This window comes from Brevibacillus daliensis (assembly GCF_021245735.1).
Taxonomy (GTDB): domain Bacteria; phylum Bacillota; class Bacilli; order Brevibacillales; family Brevibacillaceae; genus Brevibacillus_B; species Brevibacillus_B daliensis.
Genome location: NZ_JAJISB010000006.1, coordinates 186,502 through 203,998, shown reverse-complemented (window position 1 = coordinate 203,998; position 17,497 = coordinate 186,502). Strand labels below are relative to the sequence as shown.

Annotated in this window: 17 protein-coding genes; 3 read left to right on the top strand and 14 right to left on the bottom strand. The window is 40.4% G+C overall.

Annotated elements, in window-relative coordinates:
* Positions 1-77: 77 nt before the first annotated feature.
* Positions 78-929 (bottom strand): VOC family protein, encoded by an 852-nt coding sequence (locus LM917_RS08675; RefSeq protein WP_232697103.1) that lies wholly within the window; start codon positions 927-929, stop codon positions 78-80.
* Between the two features lie 18 nt (positions 930-947).
* On the bottom strand, positions 948-1,352 hold the full coding sequence (locus LM917_RS08670) for a DoxX family protein (RefSeq protein ID WP_232697102.1): 405 nt from the start codon (positions 1,350-1,352) through the stop codon (positions 948-950).
* A 141-nt stretch (positions 1,353-1,493) separates the two neighbouring features.
* Between LM917_RS08670 and LM917_RS08665 the strand changes: the two genes are divergently transcribed.
* The 3 genes from LM917_RS08665 (at position 1,494) to LM917_RS08655 (ending at position 3,716) form a co-directional block, all read left to right on the top strand.
* Entirely contained in the window at positions 1,494-1,820 is a 327-nt protein-coding gene (locus tag LM917_RS08665; RefSeq protein ID WP_232697101.1) for a winged helix-turn-helix transcriptional regulator, read from the top strand.
* 135 nt (positions 1,821-1,955) lie between these two features.
* Positions 1,956-2,696, top strand: a complete 741-nt coding sequence (locus tag LM917_RS08660; protein ID WP_232697100.1) for an IclR family transcriptional regulator — start codon at positions 1,956-1,958, stop codon at positions 2,694-2,696.
* 87 nt (positions 2,697-2,783) lie between these two features.
* Positions 2,784-3,716, top strand: a complete 933-nt coding sequence (locus LM917_RS08655; protein WP_232697099.1) for an aldo/keto reductase — start codon at positions 2,784-2,786, stop codon at positions 3,714-3,716.
* A gap of 169 nt (positions 3,717-3,885) precedes the next feature.
* Here LM917_RS08655 and LM917_RS08650 read toward each other — a convergent pair whose 3' ends face one another.
* The 12 genes from LM917_RS08650 to dut all read right to left on the bottom strand — a co-directional run bounded on the left by LM917_RS08650 (position 3,886) and on the right by dut (position 17,486).
* Positions 3,886-4,995, bottom strand: coding sequence for a Ger(x)C family spore germination protein (locus LM917_RS08650; RefSeq protein WP_232697098.1), 1,110 nt, complete (start codon positions 4,993-4,995; stop codon positions 3,886-3,888).
* Positions 4,992-6,095 (bottom strand): GerAB/ArcD/ProY family transporter, encoded by a 1,104-nt coding sequence (locus LM917_RS08645; protein ID WP_232697097.1) that lies wholly within the window; start codon positions 6,093-6,095, stop codon positions 4,992-4,994. The genes LM917_RS08650 and LM917_RS08645 overlap by 4 nt, the downstream gene beginning before the upstream one ends.
* Positions 6,088-7,620: a spore germination protein gene (locus LM917_RS08640; RefSeq protein ID WP_232697096.1), complete on the bottom strand. Its 1,533-nt coding sequence runs from the start codon at positions 7,618-7,620 to the stop codon at positions 6,088-6,090. The genes LM917_RS08645 and LM917_RS08640 overlap by 8 nt, the downstream gene beginning before the upstream one ends.
* 376 nt (positions 7,621-7,996) lie before the next feature.
* Positions 7,997-9,676, bottom strand: coding sequence for a ribonuclease J (locus tag LM917_RS08635; RefSeq protein WP_232697095.1), 1,680 nt, complete (start codon positions 9,674-9,676; stop codon positions 7,997-7,999).
* Positions 9,677-9,930: 254 nt separating this feature from the next.
* Entirely contained in the window at positions 9,931-10,800 is an 870-nt protein-coding gene (gene dapA, locus LM917_RS08630) for a 4-hydroxy-tetrahydrodipicolinate synthase (protein ID WP_232697094.1), read from the bottom strand.
* Positions 10,801-10,851: 51 nt separating this feature from the next.
* Positions 10,852-12,078 carry an aspartate kinase gene (gene dapG, locus LM917_RS08625; RefSeq protein ID WP_232697093.1) on the bottom strand — a complete coding sequence of 409 codons (1,227 nt, stop codon included), beginning with the start codon at positions 12,076-12,078 and terminating at the stop codon, positions 10,852-10,854.
* Between the two features lie 11 nt (positions 12,079-12,089).
* The gene (locus tag LM917_RS08620; RefSeq protein ID WP_232697092.1) at positions 12,090-13,130 is read right to left on the bottom strand and encodes an aspartate-semialdehyde dehydrogenase; all 1,041 of its coding nucleotides are present in this window, start codon (positions 13,128-13,130) and stop codon (positions 12,090-12,092) included.
* A gap of 36 nt (positions 13,131-13,166) precedes the next feature.
* Positions 13,167-13,760 (bottom strand): dipicolinate synthase subunit B, encoded by a 594-nt coding sequence (locus LM917_RS08615; protein ID WP_232697091.1) that lies wholly within the window; start codon positions 13,758-13,760, stop codon positions 13,167-13,169.
* On the bottom strand, positions 13,757-14,656 hold the full coding sequence (gene dpsA, locus LM917_RS08610; RefSeq protein WP_232697090.1) for a dipicolinate synthase subunit DpsA: 900 nt from the start codon (positions 14,654-14,656) through the stop codon (positions 13,757-13,759). Before dpsA ends, LM917_RS08615 begins: the two co-directional genes overlap by 4 nt.
* A gap of 384 nt (positions 14,657-15,040) precedes the next feature.
* Entirely contained in the window at positions 15,041-16,198 is a 1,158-nt protein-coding gene (locus tag LM917_RS08605) for an FtsW/RodA/SpoVE family cell cycle protein (protein WP_232697089.1), read from the bottom strand.
* 357 nt (positions 16,199-16,555) lie between these two features.
* Positions 16,556-16,882 carry a YlmC/YmxH family sporulation protein gene (locus LM917_RS08600; RefSeq protein WP_232697088.1) on the bottom strand — a complete coding sequence of 109 codons (327 nt, stop codon included), beginning with the start codon at positions 16,880-16,882 and terminating at the stop codon, positions 16,556-16,558.
* Between the two features lie 151 nt (positions 16,883-17,033).
* Positions 17,034-17,486, bottom strand: coding sequence for a dUTP diphosphatase (gene dut, locus LM917_RS08595; RefSeq protein WP_232697087.1), 453 nt, complete (start codon positions 17,484-17,486; stop codon positions 17,034-17,036).
* Positions 17,487-17,497 lie beyond the last annotated feature (11 nt).

Genomic DNA, 17,497 nt, shown 5'->3' with positions numbered 1-17,497 from the left:
CTCTCTATTCCTGTATTTTTCAATTCCTCTACAATTCGCATCTCTGCATTTTCCACCAGTTTAAACTGTCCTCTGATTTAAATCCGTAAGTGAATACGATTCCCAGAAGGATCTGAGGTAATAAAAAGATCATTTTCCTCTGTGATGGATGCACCAATATTCTTTACATTAGCTACTACATGATCTCTTGCTGCCTCATTTGGTAAATTTAATGTGAATGATTCAAGTCCAACACTATTTTTTGGTGGTGCCGGAGCCCCAAGCCCTGCCCAAGTGTTTAGGCCGATATGATGATGGTATTTACCAGTAGAGATAAAAAGTGCCTGAGTCCCATATCGGCTAACTACTTCAAAGCCAAGTCCCTGTGTATAGAATTCCTCAGTCTTTTTCAATTCGGATACGTGTAAATGTATATGTCCCATGACTGTACCAGCAGGTAGGCCTTTCCACACCTGCTCCTGCTTCTCGCTTGAAAGGAGATCTACAAAATTCAACGGATCTACTGTCATTGCTACTTCCCCGTTATTCCAATCCCATTCAGAAGGATCGCGGTCTACATAGATTTCAATCCCATTCCCATCTGGATCTGATAAATAGAGAGCTTCACTTACAAGATGGTCTGATGACCCAATTCTAATATCATTTTTACTAAAATGATTTACAATATTCGCTAAATCTGAGCGGTGAGGCAAAAGAAGGGCAAAGTGATATAAACCCGTAGTCCTTCCCTGTTTTGGTACAACATTTTCTGGTTGTTCAATTGACAACACACTAGTCTTACCATCAGTGGTTAATGTAGCTGTTGTTTTCGTTTGTTCTAGAATTTTAAAACCGATAACCTCTTGATAAAAGGTAAGAGAGCGCTCTAAATTTTCTACCTTAATTTTTACATGGCTTACAAAAGTAATTGGTTTACTATGAAATCTCATATTACATCCTCCTATGTTTTAATCTGCCTTAGAACGAAAAATTTTGTTATCAAAGGCTAAAATGGACTTGTTATCTATAACAAAATAAATAGAGATTACAAGTAAAACTAATTCAAGTTCATATCCTGCCATTTGACCATTCCCTAGAAGTCCTGCAGGAAGTTTTAAAGAAAAAATGGCTCCTAACATAATAATAGCAAACAACACAGAAACAATTCGTGTTCCGATTCCTAGAATCAGCGCAATACCACCGATTAATTCTATTAATGCAACAACATAAGCCATAAATCCTGGAATTCCGATACTGTCAAAAAAGCCTGCAGTGTTATTTATGCCCCCTTGAAATTTCGATAATCCATGAACGAAGAAAATAATCCCTAATACCACACGTAACATAACTTTCCCTACTTCATTTTTATTCATTATCATTCTCCTTCATTTCACTTACTTTATGTAAGTAAGTTTATTTTAGTGACATTCTTTTGTCAAGTAATTCAATAATGAATAGTAATTTAATATAAAATAGTATAGTAATATAGTTTACATAGAGGAGTGAAAGAATGCATGAAAAAATCTACTATTTGCCCACGATTTGAAAAAGCTATTTCGCTTTTACATCAACGCTGGACTGCTTTAGTTATCTATCAATTATTGACCGGTTCACAACGGTTTAATACCATTCAATCTTCTATTGGTATCAGTGGAAAGGTTTTGTCTGAACGATTAAAAGACTTGGAACATCAAGGGATTATTGCGAGAAAGGTCATACCTGAAACGCCCGTTCTTATTGAGTACTCACTAACAGAAAAAGGGATTTCATTAGGGCCCATTTTAAAAGAGATAGAGAATTGGTCTCAGCTCTGGGTTAAGTTAGAGAGTGAAGAAACCTAATATGGATGGTCTCCTAATCGAAATAAAATAGCAAATAGGTTCAATTAAAAGTTTCAAATAATGAAATAAAAACCTTGATTGTTGAATCAAATTTAGAATGCGGCTTAAGATAGGTTCAGAGACGAGGTGAACATTATGAGTAAATACGAAGTTTCCACATTAAAAAAGGGGCTACAGATCCTAGACCTTTTGAAAATAAATCGATTTTTAACGTTAACAGAGATTTCTGATACACTTCAACTAAACAAAACGACGGCATTTAGGTTATTACATACATTGGAAGACATGGACTATATCAAGAAAAGAGATAAGTATTTTGAATTGAACGATACGAAGTGTCTTTTCGCTAATGAAAGAAAAACATCCATTGACTGGACTATCTTACATAGTCCGTATCGGTTGGGAATGAGTGTAGGGGAAAATGTATATATTGGGACACTGGATGGAACGGATTTGGTCATGAAGCAAATAATCAGACCTCCCTTCAAGGAACCTTTTCATCAGGGCATAGGAAATCGTTCACCCTCCCATCACAATGCTTTAGGAAAAGTGATCCTAGCTAATTTAAAACCAGATGAACAAAAAGAGACATTTTCTCAACTTACTTTAACTCAAGCTACTGACCAAACCTTTGTAGATCAAGAGTTATTTTTTCATCATTTAGAAGTCGTCAAAAAACAAGGATTTGCAATTGATGATGAGGAAAGATTCTTAGGCGTTCGTTGTATAGCTGCCCCCGTGTTCCGTGAAACCCGTGTCATCGCAGCTGTCGCGATAGCTGGTCCCAATGAAAGAATCAAGAAGAGCCTTTTACGGGGCTTAACCCGAAAAGTGATCGCAGGAAGCAAGGAAATAACAAAAGAAATAAGCTCATGATCTTACAATTAGCTCTACCATGAAGTGTTACATGTTTATCTTGTCTCAAAAATAAAAATGTAATGAAAGAAAAGAGGAATAGTAAGAATGACTAGACATACACAAATTGGAAAAACAGGCCTTTTTGTCAATCCGATTGGACTTGGAACGAATGCTGTTGGTGGGCATAATCTATATCCTAATTTAAATGAGGAAACAGGAAAAGAATTAGTGCAAGCAGCAATCCATCATGGTGTGAATTTTATTGATACAGCTTTTATTTACGGACCAGGTCGTTCTGAAGAAATAGTCGGGGAAGTGATTAAAGAAACAGGAAAGCGTAGCGATATTATCCTTGCAACAAAAGGTGCACATAAATGTGTAGGACAAGATGTTGTGTTCGACAACTCTCCTGCTTTCTTAAAGCAAACAGTTGAGGAGAGCTTAAAACGTCTTCAAACGGATTACATTGATTTGTTTTATATTCATTTTCCGGATAATGATACACCAAAAGATGAAGCTGTTGGTGCATTAAAACAATTAAAGGATGAAGGAAAAATTAGAGCAATTGGTGTTTCCAACTTTTCAATTGATCAGTTAATTGAGGCAAATAAAGACGGTTATGTGGATGTGTATCAAGGAGAATATAACTTGTTACAACGATCTGCTGAAAAAGTGTTACTCCCCTACACAGTAGAACAGAATATATCATTTATACCTTACTTCCCTCTAGCAGCTGGCATATTAGCAGGTAAATACAATAAGGACCGGGTATTCAATGATCTTCGTTCAAAAATGCCACATCTACAAGGAGAAGAATTTGTACAAAACTTAGACAAAGTAGAAAAACTACGAAAATTGGCTAATGAAAAACAAACAGACGTTGCTCACGTTGTTTTAGCGTGGTATGTAACTCGTGATTCCATTGATGTTGTCATCCCAGGTGCGAAAAGGGCAGAACAAGTAGTAAGTAACTTAAGAACATTAGATGTCCATTTAACAGCTGATGAAATCCAAGAGATTGATCGTATCTTTCAATAATTTTTAGCAAGCAACCTTGCAGAATTAGCTCTATTCCAGTGGTATGGTGAACCTGCATTCAGAGAACGTAATTGAATAAATGACTCTATTAAAGTATGCAAAAGACCACCTTTACTGGTGGTCTTAGGTCTGTTAACCGACAATTACATGCCGAAAGTGATACTTATATTTAGTTCATAATTCCGTGAGTAACAATCTCTACCGTCACTTTAGGAACAAACTCCACCTTCCGATAATCCTCTTTCCAGTTCAGATTTTTCCATGTATTCGGATAGTAAGCCATTATTCTTCGACCGATCCCAAACCCGTCGTGATTGGCTTTCTGCATTTTCTGCGTAACCACTTGCGCTTTTCTCGTTAGTTCTTTCGATAGCTTCTTATTCAATCGATCCAATATTTGTTTAGTTAAATGATTCTTCGGGTATTCAATTGCATTTACTTTTAAGTTTAAATCGAGCGGCACCTGAATTTTTCGGTTGCCTTGGACGTTTACCTTCAACTTCCTTTTTATACTTTGAACGTCTATTGATATGTATTTTTCCGGATTCTGCTTTCCCTCCTTATTTACTTCAAACGTAAAGCTAGCGGTCTTGGATAATTTGTCGGCCATCAACAGGTACAGCATTGACTCCTCTCTACTTAACGTGCCAGTCATTTTATCGCCATTAAACAAGGCGATTCCGTTGATTGAAGGAGTCTTAGCAATTTTGATATAAGGAACCGCAAAATCATCACCTTGATCCAACAAAGGCGAACAGATAAATTGAATGTTTACATTAGGAACATTCGTTGCTTTCTCTGCACTTTTGATCAGCTTATTGTAATGCTCGCTGATTAGTTTTGTGCCTGTTAATTTCATAGTGATGGCATCACGAGTTGTACCCTCGATGACAGCAACCTTTGCATTTAGAGCACTTCTAGGATCACGGTAGAATACATCAAGAACTGGATAAATATGTTTTCTCGCCAAAGCCTCTCCAAATAGTATGACAAGGACCTTGGAAGCCGATACTCTACCGGGTACTTCAAGGTCCATAATTTCCCTGTTATGTCTGCTTGTATATCCACTCACCGTATGAATTTCGCTAAACGGCTTCATTCCTTTTTGCGAACCGCTCACATCAAGTATCGCCGTAGTCGTCTGAAGCTTTCCATCCGAACCCAAATCAAAGCCCACAATATATACAATTCTGTCGTCCTTCAGCAATTGCTGATCCCAGCACCCCGATAGCAGCATGGCTATGAAACAGGCTGCGAATAAGATTATTCCCAATCTCACTCCGTACTCCCCCTAACTTCCGTTACCTTGAACAGAATGGAAATCATGAATAGAACGAATGGGATTCCAAATAAGAACACATAATTTGCGATGGATAAAATTTTTCCAAATACATCAATCAAGAGCGGATTTTGAAAGAACACGACAATGATAAATACAAGGGCCACCGTGTAAGGAGCTGCATTCTGATGATTGCTCTGCGCCCGAAAGAGATTAGCGAGCCCCTTAGACGCCATGAACATATAGCCCATCAATGAAGTGGTCGTCACGACCGCCCATAGGGAGAGGAAGTAGAGGTCAAGCCGCTCGAACACACTGAAGGTTAACGCCTTAACCATGTAAAGTAAGGGTTGAGGAAGCAGTTCCATCTCCGGTGGACTAAATACGATTAGACTGGTAAAGACTGCAAAGGTATACAACACTGCAGTGAAGAGATTCGCTAAAGTTGCTGCCTTTAATTTTCCAGCGCTCCCTCCTTCCACTAAGGGAAAAGTAATCAACAGAAGCTCATACCCTGCAAAAGCGTTCATGGCATAGTGCGCACCCTCCGTTATTTTCCATATACCTGCCTGTCCCACTGGCAATATATATAGAAAGTTAACATGGAGATATGCATACGCTGTAATGATGATCACCGCAATGTTACAGAAGAAGACGAGTACAAAAAAACGGGCAATCGTTCGAAGGCTCTCTCGGATCAAATAAAGACAGACACCCGATATTATACCCATGATAATCCATCTTGGCGTATTGCTTAACACCCAGTCATGAAACGTACTGCTAAACTGTAAGATGATATAACTAGCTACCAAAATAAAATAAGCAGTATATACGAATTGAATAAATTTACCTATATATTTTCCCAATAAAACAGGCAAATAATCATACAGCGTAAACGAAGGAAATCTTCTGCTTAAACACCACATAACGAAAATAAATAAATGAGCCAGCATACCTGCCAGCAGCACGGATATCCATGCATCCCCTTTCGCTACGTTATGCACCTTGCTTGTCAGCCCTAACAGCCCGACACCAATTTGAGTCTGGGTAATCAAAAATACAAGCTGACCCGGCGTAATTTGATACTCGGTATTACTCATTTCCCTGCCGCTCCTCCCCTGAAGATCGCTGTAGATCTAGTTTTTGTGGAGCTGGATCATTTGATCGCTGCTTCATCATCCATTGAGGAAACCGGATGATCGTATCCTTCCAATCCTTTAAACGTAACGGTGCTACGGGGGCAAAATAGGGCGTCCCAAACGATTCTAATATACATAAGTGGATTAGAATGATTATCACGCTGTAGACAATCCCAAAGAATCCGAATAACGATGCGGCTACCATGACAGGAAAGCGCAACATTCGGACCGAAGCACTCATCTCATGAGAAGGTACCACGAAAGAAGCAATCGCCGTTAAGGCGACAACAATGATCATGGCGTTCGATACCATACCTGCTTTAACAACCGCATCCCCGATAACGAGACCGCCAACAATTCCGATCGTTTGTCCTACCGGCCCAGGGAGCCGAATACCAGCTTCGCGAAGCAATTCAATCGTCAGCTCCAGAAACAGCGCCTCTAGGATCGGTGGATACGGAATGTGCTCTACACTTCTTTTAATTGGCAGCAGCAAATCCTGTGGGATCACTTCGTAATGGAAAGACACCACCGCAATATAATAAGCTGGAAGACCGATGGAGATGACAAAGCTGAATAACCGGATGAATCGGAGAAAGGACCCTTGCAGAGAACGAAAACTATAATCATCCGGCGATTGATAAAAGGCAAAGAAAGTCACAGGCATGATTAAGGCTGTAGAACTGCCTTCGGCCAACAGCACGACTCTGCCTTCCAGCAAATTCCCTATGACCCGATCCGGTCTCTCTGTATGCAAGAGCTGAGGAAAGGGGGAAAAGGATTTATCTTCAATATATTCTTCGATAATTTCGGCAGATGAGATATTATCTGCATCAATATTTTGTATTCTACAATCGACTTCATTGATGAGCTTGGGATTGGCCAGATTCTGCAAATAGACAATCACCGCTTCACTTTTCGTTTCATTACCAAGCTTATACCGCTTCACAACCAAATTACGATTCTCGATATGCTTGCGAACGAGTTGTAGATTAATAATGATACTTTCCACAAAACCTTCATGTGAGCCTTCCACCGTTTTCTCATTATTCGGTTCGGTGACGCTTCGAACATGACTCGATTTCACCTCAATAACAAAGCATTCTTCCATACCCTCTATAAATAGAACGGCATATCCTTTCACTAACAAATCAATCACTTTCTCAAGATCATCATACCTGTTCGCTCGCATCGAGATCAGAATTCCTTCTAAATCTCCATCTCTATTATCCAAAATCGGTTTTAATATTTCCTCACGAATTTTACTCTGGTCGCACATGGTGTACATGAAGAGGAACTCGCTCGTATGCCCTGGGATCGATACGGTTTGGCGTAATAAATCATCCGTATGAAACAGCGCTTCCTGCATAAATTGAATATTCTCCTGCACTGAGGGAAATACCGGTTGTGGTGTTAGCACAGACTTTTTTAACATAGGTCTGCTTTTTCTCCGATTGTTAGTAAACATATTTGTTAATAAACCCACAACCCCTACCTCCTTGTCATCATATGGTAGCTAACTTGTATAATCTCCCTAAAAAGGACAAATATTCCACAGTCTAGCTAAGGGTAAGATTATTGATAAATTAAGAATTACATTATCCAATAAATCGTAATCATCGCTTAGAGAACCTCATTTTAATTACATGTAGAGAGGTGTTGAAAATAAAGGGTTTCATAGCCTTTACTATAAAAATTCGATTGCATTTGAGGACATATCTCCCCTATTTCTATTAAATAAATGATGTAGACGCATAAAAAATAATCAAAAAAAACAGTCCCTCATAAAAAGGAACTGCTTCTTTCAAAAGCCGAAACCCCCTGATATACAAGGATTTCCGGCTCATTATTACGATTTGCCATTACACTTCCATAATAATTGGCAAGATCATTGGTCTTCTCTTTGTTTGTTCATACAGGAAACGTCCTAGTGATTCCTTGACGTTATTTTTCAAGGACGACCATTCGTTTACGTTTTCATCCATACATTTTTGTAGCGTTAGTGTAACAATGCGATTTGCCTCTTCCATCAGTTCTTCCGACTCACGCACATAGACGAATCCACGTGAGATAATGTCCGGCCCTGAAAGAATGGTGCCATTTTGTTTGCTTAGGGTGACGACAACTACCAGAATTCCATCTTGGGATAATAATTTTCGATCACGCAGTACAATGTTCCCTACGTCACCTACTCCTAGACCGTCAATCAGAACATTTCCTGCTGGTACTTTAGGGCCTAATCTCGCCATACCATTAGAAATTTCTACGGTATCTCCATTATCGAGCAGGAAAATGTTCTCGGAAGGAACGCCTACTTGTTCAGCAAGTTGAGCATGCATACGTTGCATACGGAATTCTCCGTGAACCGGAACAAAGTATTTAGGTTTCATAAGATTGAGCATCAATCGAAGCTCTTCCTGGCTGCCATGACCAGAAACATGTACTTTACCGTTAGGACCATGGCCGCCATATATTACATTCGCACCTGCGCGATAAAGTTGATCAATAACACGGGAAACATATTTCTCGTTTCCTGGAATTGGGGTTGCTGCAATAATAACAGTGTCTCCAGGAAGCATTTCGATTTTCCGATGGGCGGATCGGGCTATACGAGTTAGAGCCGACATCGGCTCCCCTTGGCTTCCTGTTGATAGAATTACCACTTCTTCAAGCGGCAATTTGTTCGCTTCATCAATATCTACAATAACGCCTTCCGGTACATGTAGATAACCTAGTTCAATACTAATTGTAATAACATTTACCATGCTGCGTCCGACCAGGGTTACTTTGCGGTTGTATGCTACTGCCGCATTAAAGACCTGTTGGATACGATGAACGTTCGAAGCAAACGTTGATACAATAATTCTGCTCTCTGCCTTGTGAAATACATCCATCAAAGCGTCCCCAACCGATCTTTCTGATCCGGTAAAGCCTGGACGTTCTGCATTTGTACTATCAGACAGTAAGCATAATACGCCTTTTCTTCCGATCTCTGCCATTTTGTTCAGATCAGCACGTTGATTATTTACCGGTGTCTGATCAAACTTGAAGTCGCCTGTGTTCACGACATAGCCTTCTGGTGTTTCTAAACAGATACCTACGGAGTCAGGTATGCTGTGATTCACTCGGAAGAAGCTAGCCTTCAAGGTGTTACCAAGAGTAACCTCAGATTCACCCGTAATAACGTGACGAGTGGTTGAACCTAGTATACCCGCTTCTTTTAATTTTGCTTCAATCAGACCCATAGTTAGCTTCGTTGCATACACAGGAACAGGTAAATGGCGTAACGCATAACTTAGTCCACCAATATGATCTTCATGACCGTGGGTAATAAGAATTCCTCGAACCTTGTCAAGTTTCTCTTCCAGATAAGAAATATCAGGAATAACCATATCGATTCCAAGCATTTCCTCTTCAGGGAATTTCAATCCAGCATCAATAACGACGATATCTTCGTCAGTCTCTACTACATACATGTTCTTACCAATTTCGCCAACTCCGCCCAGAGCGAAGATAAGAACATTTTGATTCAATTTGGACAATGAGTGTACCTCCTAAAATTAGTTGCCATTACTCCTCAAACAAAACCGCCCCCAAATCGCTACTTTCATTATATCCGAATTAAAAATAGGAATACAAGTGAGAAACGCATATTAGTAAATTCGTTTATGTATAATATTTTTCGAAGCATATATTTCCATGATTTACAACAAGGACTTAGGATTCATTCGTATTGGATAAAGAAGAACAACCACTAGGTGTTTCGACCTAGTGGTTGTTCTTGTAAAGATTTTATTTATACGTCTAATAATTCATCCAGGTACTTTGCTTGTTCGTCTGTGAGGTCAACAAGCGGTAGTCGAACTACCCCTGCGTCTACTCCCAGCTTTCGTAGCGCAGCCTTAACAGGAGTAGGACTTGGATAAGCAAAAACACCTTCAAATACAGGCATTAGCTTTCTATGAAGCGATGCTGCTTTCTTTTGTTCCCCTTGGAGGAAGGCGTCTACCATTTCCTTCATTTCCAGTCCAACTACATGGCTGGCTACACTGACCACTCCAACCCCACCAATAGCTAATACAGGTAACGTCAAGCTGTCATCTCCAGAATACAGCTCAAAGCCTTCAGGAGCATTCTCAATGATCGCTGCCATTTGTGCCAAGTTACCAGATGCCTCTTTCACACAAACGATATTTGGAATCTCTGCCAAGCGTAGCGTTGTTTCTGCCGTCATATTTACTCCAGTTCTACCCGGAACATTATATAGCATCACAGGCGCTTGTACCGCTTCAGCAATCGCCTTAAAATGCTGGTAAATGCCCTCCTGTGAAGGACGACTATAGTAAGGAGTAACAAGCATAATTCCGTCTACACCTGTCTCTTCAGCCTGTTTGGCAAAAGCGATACTTGAGATAGTATTATTGCTACCTGCTCCTGCAATCACTTTAGCACGACCCCTAACTTGTTTGACTGCAAAACGAAAGAGCTCCAGCTTCTCTTCGTTTGACAAGGTTGGGGATTCTCCAGTTGTACCACTTACTACCAGCGTTTTTGTTCCTGTGGCAAGCAAATGCTCGATTACTCGCTCTGTCTTGTTCCAATCTATTTGTCCCGCTTGATCAAATGGAGTTACCATTGCTGTAGATATTCGACCAAATAAGGCCACGTAACATCCCTCCTCATAAATCAATTTGACGCATTGATGTAGGTCTCAGGTTTACAAGCGTGCGTTAGACAGGTCAAATTGTTGATGAAGAGCACGTACTGCCCGTACCATATCCTCATCTTGAACCAATAACCAAATTGTCGTATGGGAGTCTGCAGATTGCATGATTTGTACTTCTTCTCTAGTAAGTGCCTCGACAATTTGAGCCATTACACCAGGTACACCTGCAATGCCCGCTCCTATGACAGAGACCTTAGCACAGTGTGCCATCAGCTGCGGCTCATATCCCATATCATACAAGATGCTCGCAGCCTTGTCTGCCATATGATCGTGAACGGTATAGGCAACCCCTAACGGATTCACATTGATAAAGTCTACACTTATCTCATGCTTCGCCATCGCTTTAAAAACCTGTAATTGCGTATCGTACTGACCCTCTTTAGCGAAAACCTTAATTTGCGTAATATTAGGCACATGAGCAATTCCCACTACAAGACGATCACTAAATGATTCATTGAAACGTCCAACCTCATGCAAACTGGTCACAAGCGTACCTGTATCCTCTGAAAAAGTTGAACGCACCCGAATGGGAAGATTCGTCTGCATTGCAATTTCTACTGCACGAGGATGAATCACCTTGGCACCTAAATGAGCCATGTTGCAAATCTCTGTATATGTCATGGTATGAAGTGGTTTAGCCTCATCCACAATCCGAGGGTCCGCTGTCATGATCCCATTTACATCTGTAAAAATATCTACCATCTCAGCTTCCAAAGCAACTCCAAGAGCAGTAGCGGTGGTATCACTACCTCCACGACCCAGTGTCGTGATCTGCCAATCTTCAGTCCGTCCTTGGAAACCCGGGACGATAACAACTCGTTCCTTTTCCAACTCAGAAAAAATCCGGTCAGGTTCTATTCGTAATATCTGAGCATTATTATAATCATCAGTTGTGATAATATTTGCCTGGCCACCTGTTAAAATCGTAGAGGTAATTCCTCGTTTATTTAACATGCTGGAAACAACACATGCTGAAATGATTTCCCCCGTATGCAGGAGCAAATCGTGTTCACGCGTTTGTAAACTGTCTCCATTTTGACGGATTAATTGTAGTAGCGTATCAGTGGCGTAAGGATCTCCCTTACGCCCCATCGCTGATACAACTACTACGAGTGAATAGCCTTCCGCCAGGGCTTTTTCCATATGGCCAATTGCCCGATTGCGATGATCCTCCGTTGTTAGGGAAGAACCGCCGAATTTCTGGACAAGTATTTTCATGAACCTCTCTCCTAGTTGTTGGCCTTTATAAGCTCCTCGGCAATTTGTACGGTGTTCCATGCTGCGCCTTTTAGTAGGTTGTCAGAAACAATCCACATATGAAGACCACGCGGATGCGTCAAATCTTTACGAACACGACCGACAAAAACTTCAAGCTTATCCGCAGAATCGGTAGCCAAAGGATATTTTTGTTCTTCCGGTGAATCGACAAGCTCTACTCCCGGAGCGTTAGCCAGAATTTGTTTCACTTCTTCTAGCTCATAGTCATTTTTTAGTTCCACATATACCGACTCGCTGTGTCCTTTCACAACCGGAATGCGAACGCATGTAGCAGCCACCTGCACCTGCTCATCGCCAAAAATTTTCTTTGTCTCGTTTACCATCTTCATCTCTTCATAGGTAAATCCGTTATCGGTAAACAAGTCAATCTGCGGAATGGCGTTAAATGCGATTTGATGATGAACCGGTAATTTAGATACTGGTAATATATTTGCTTGTGGTTCCTTGCCATCCAGGATATCTTTTGTCTGTGTAAGCAATTCTTCAATAGCAGAAGCACCAGCACCTGATACTGCCTGATATGTCGAAACGATGATCCGCTCAATGCCATAGCGATCGTAAAGTGGTTTTAATGCTGCAACCATCTGAATGGTGGAGCAATTAGGGTTAGCAATAATTCCATTATGTTTAAGAGCTGCATCCATATTTACTTCTGGAACGACAAGTGGTACATCCGTGTCCATGCGGTATGCGCTGGTGTTGTCAATAACGACAGCTCCATGACGTACGGCATGAGGAGCAAGCTCCTTACTAATCGTTCCACCTGCGCTAAATAAAGCGTACTCAACGCCTGCAAAGCTTTCTGGAGTCGCCTCTTCAATCGTTACAGGCTCTCCCTTAAACATAACAGTCTTTCCTGCTGATCTCTTGGAAGCTAACAACTTCAATTGATTGATTGGGAAGTCACGCTTCTCCAAAAGTGAAATTATTTCCTGCCCTACTGCTCCTGTCGCTCCCACGACAGCGACATTTACCTTCAGTTGGTTCCCCATATCTTTCTCCTCCTATTTGCATGTAAGCTTCATCTTTTAATGGAATTTTTGTATTAGCAAAGGCTGCAACTGACGATAATTCAATGCTTGCTCCACGGTCTCTTTTATTAAATCCATACTTGCAACCAATGAATTAGGTTTTTTATCAGGTGCATCCTGCCCAAACGGTACAAAAAAGATGTTCTTGGTTGATAGCAACTTCGCGATATTTCCTGCATTCAAACCTAGCCCGTCGTTCGTTGAAATAGCCAATACGACGGGATGTTGATTGCGTAACGTTGCTTTTGCTGCCATTAACACAGGGCTGTCTGTAAGGGCATTTGCCAGTCGGCTCGTGGTGTTTCCTGTGCATGGAGCAATGACCATAACGTCAAACAGCTTGGAAGGTCCAAGCGGTTCAGCATCAGGTATCGTACTAATAATTTTTTCCCCAGTTATATCAAACAACTGTTTTTGCCAGTCGTTAGATGTACCAAACCGGGTATCTGTTGTCATAACAGTGTGGCTAGCTACTGGAATGACCCGAGCACCTGCATCTACCAATCTCTTTATCTGTGGCATGGTCTCTTCTAATGTACAATGGGACCCAGTCAATCCAAAACCGATCGTTCTCCCCTGTAAACTGCTCATGCTGATCCCTCCTGGTTTTTGCCTTGTTCCGCCAAAAGTCGCGACAATGTTCGTGCGATAATTTGTCCGGCTGTCTTGGGAGCAACAATACCAGGAAGGCTAGGTGCCAGTACTGCCTTAATTCCTCTGCGTTCAGCATAGCGGAAATCAGTTCCGCCAGGTCGGGAAGCAATATCTAGAATAAAAGCGCTTTGCGGCATCTGAGCAATGATCTCAGCTGTGATCACCAGTGCAGGGATTGTGTTAAAAATCATATTTACATTAGTAACTTGCGATTTAAAGTCATCCAGATCAAATGCCTGAATGCCCATTTCATTACTTCTTGCAATGTGTTCCGGACGTTTTACCCCAACTTTAACCCTGGCACCTAGTGCATGCAGGACTCTGGCGAGGGACATGCCAACCCGACCCAATCCAAGAACAATTACTTCAGATCCATGAATAGTAACATCGGTATTTTGAATCGTGACCATTAATGCTCCTTCAACAGTAGGAATAGAGTTATAAATAGCCACGTCGTCCCGATTCAACAGCTCGACAAGCGAGACATCATGTTCTCTAAGCAGTTGTTTTAAATAAGGTTTTGCCATTCCCGTGTAGACAACGCAATCTTTTCTGAGAGCTTGAGCATGTTCCTTCGTTACTTGCATCGTTTTCGTTGAGAAAATACTCTCAATAAAACCTTTGTCATCTGTTCCGACAATGGGGAGAATTAGGGCATCTGCATCTTTCAGCACATCACATGTAAAAGGCTTCTTCGTTGCTCCGGTAAAATTACTCTCCAGATTATCAAAACCAACAAGAGTAACCGTGGCGTCCAGCTGGATGCATTTCTTGATCACTTCCAATTGACGAGCATCGCCACCAACAAAGGCAACATGTTTTCCCGTTAGCATGCTGTGTTCCCCTTTCCAAACATTTTACTGCATTAAAACCTGCAAACGCAAAGAATTTTTCCTGAGCTGCTGCAAATATACAATCCAGCCTTAGAATTTTTCCTATAAGGTGACATCCGTTATAGGGCATTCGTAATCTACCCCATCCTATTCCCTAGTCACACGTTCGGTTACAGGTATATGCATATGGTAAAGAGGAAACATGCCTGCTATTTCTGGTTTCTTGAGATTTCAATTCCCGTTCCGATCGAGTAATTCACCTTTTCTCGCTCATTTGGATTTGCAAACCACGCCCTGGCATAATAGAACTCCAAGGAATTACCAAATCTTCTTTTTTACGACCAAATTCCAAAAACGACCTACCTGAGATAAATTATGATCCAGCTATCTCCTATACTTTTTACGTATACTTAAAACAATACCAATCAGTATCATATTAGAAAGCAAAGTACTACCTCCATAAGATAGAAATGGCAAGGCGATTCCTTTTACTGGCATTAATCCAATAGTCATCCCGATGTTTTGAAAGGTTTGAAAGGTGAGAACAGCTACAATTCCTGAGCAGACGCAAGCACAAAAAGGATCGTTTGATTCATTTCCAATTTTAATCACTCGATACATCAGAATAAAGAAGAGGAAAACAATCAATACCGCTATTACATATCCCCCTTCTTCACCAATGGTAGCAAAAATAAAATCCGAATGCTTTTCAGGTATATAAACCTTTCCTTGTCCAATTCCTTTTCCTTTCAATCCTCCAGAACCAATAGCTAAAAGACTCTGCATGGATTGATAGCCTTCATCTTTAAATGTGCTAGGGTCAAGCCAGCCCAAGATTCTTTGTTGCCTATGACCACTTAAAAATGAAAGCACATAATTTTTGAAAACATCAGGGAGCTGGAAGTATAGATACAACAAAAAGGATACAAAGACAGCAGGAATCAAAGAAAGATATAAAATCAATTTTGTTTGTAAATTAGCTAGAAAAATAATTGCTACTATAGAAATGAAATATAAAATAACCATTCCGGTATCCGGCTGGGTGTATACCAAAAAAGAAGGGACAAGAGTTATTCCTAATAATTTTCCGACTAATAAAAGATCGCTTCTGATGGTATTAAAGGTGTGCTTATTTTGGTGTTCCAGTACTAGATAACTAGCTAAAAGAATAATAGCAACCCTTAAAAATTCTGATGGTTGAATGGAACCTATCCCTGGTATTGTAAACCAACGCTTGGCCCCATTAATAATCGGAGCAATATTATCGGGAGCAAATTTAAGAGCGATAATACTAAGAAGGCAAAAAACATAAAAAACCCAAGAAAATTTCTTAATTTGTTCGATGTCTAAAACAGACATGTAGAACATGAGAACAAAACCGATAACATAGTAAACGGTTTGTTTTCCTACAAAGTTTGTTAGCCCGTATTGGCCTGTTTGTTGACTACTATAAATAAATATGAGGCTAGTTGTGAAAAAAACAGCTAGAATTAGCATTATGATCCAGTCTAATTTTTTTAGATGTTTGATGATCATGTTCATAATATTGTCCTCTATTTCAAAGAAGTATAAGCCTTTGGATAATCTATTGCATAGGCTCATTTTATAATACCAATGATGTGGACATGAGGAAACAGTTTCAGGTTAAATTAATTAACATTATTTCTTGTTTTTTGTAAAAATGAATAATATTAAATCATAAATTGTCCGTAATGATACGGATTGGTAGTCCCATTATGAAAAAGAAACTCCCTCAATCGGAAGTTCCTTATTTTATCATTATTATTTTCCTGTTGAACCAAAACCACCTGCACCGTACCCCATTCTACTCCCTAGTCACACGTTCAGTTACAGTTACAGGTATATGCATATGGTAAAGGGGAAACATGCCTGCTATTTCTAGTTTTTTGTGAATCCGCTTCCCGTTCCGATCGAGTAATTCACCTTTTCTCGCTCATTTGGATCTGGCAAGCCACGACCTAAGTCACTGTCTGGTTTTAATTGAACAATGATCATATCAGGTCCAATTTGTATAATTGAGCTCCAAGGAATTACCAAATCTTCTTTTTTACGACCAAACCCCAAAAACGACCCACCTGAGATAAATATGGAAGTAATCTCACCTGATAAGGGGTTTATTTCCATATCAGATTGTGCGATTACACCTCTCTTTTCCCCATAATCGATATCAATAATCTCTTTACCGCTAAATTCGCTTAATCGCATAGAACTCCCCCTCTTATTAGTGATGTAGAACTGGTATACAAGCACTTTATGAGACCACAGGACAAAATATACTCATCTTCTAAAAAAAGCGGAGTGTTCCATATTGAAAAAAGAGACTTCCTTAAATCAGAAGTCCCTTACCTTACAATTATTATTTTCCTGTTGAACCAAAACCGCCTGCACCGCGATCAGTATCCCCTAGCTCTTCTACTACTTGTAGATTAACTTGCATGACAGGCATGAACAAAAGCTGAGCGATACGGTCACCTTTGTTGATTTCAAAAGGCTTTTCTGCATCCAGGTTTTGCAAAATCACCTGAATTTCTCCGGTATAATCACTGTCGATTACGCCAACTGCATTCGTTAATGAAATTCCATGTTTCCAAGCATTACCGCTTCTTGGGAATACGAGACCTACCATTTGCTCATTAGGCATTTGCACGGCTAAGCCTGTAGGGATTTTAACACGTTCTCCTGGTGCGACTGTTATCGTTTCTTCGATGCATGCAGCTAAGTCAAGCCCTGCTGAACCTGCTGTTGCATAGCTAGGAAAAGATAATTCAGTTCCGATCATAGGAGAAACACTTTTTATTTTTACATTCATTGCTGCCACCT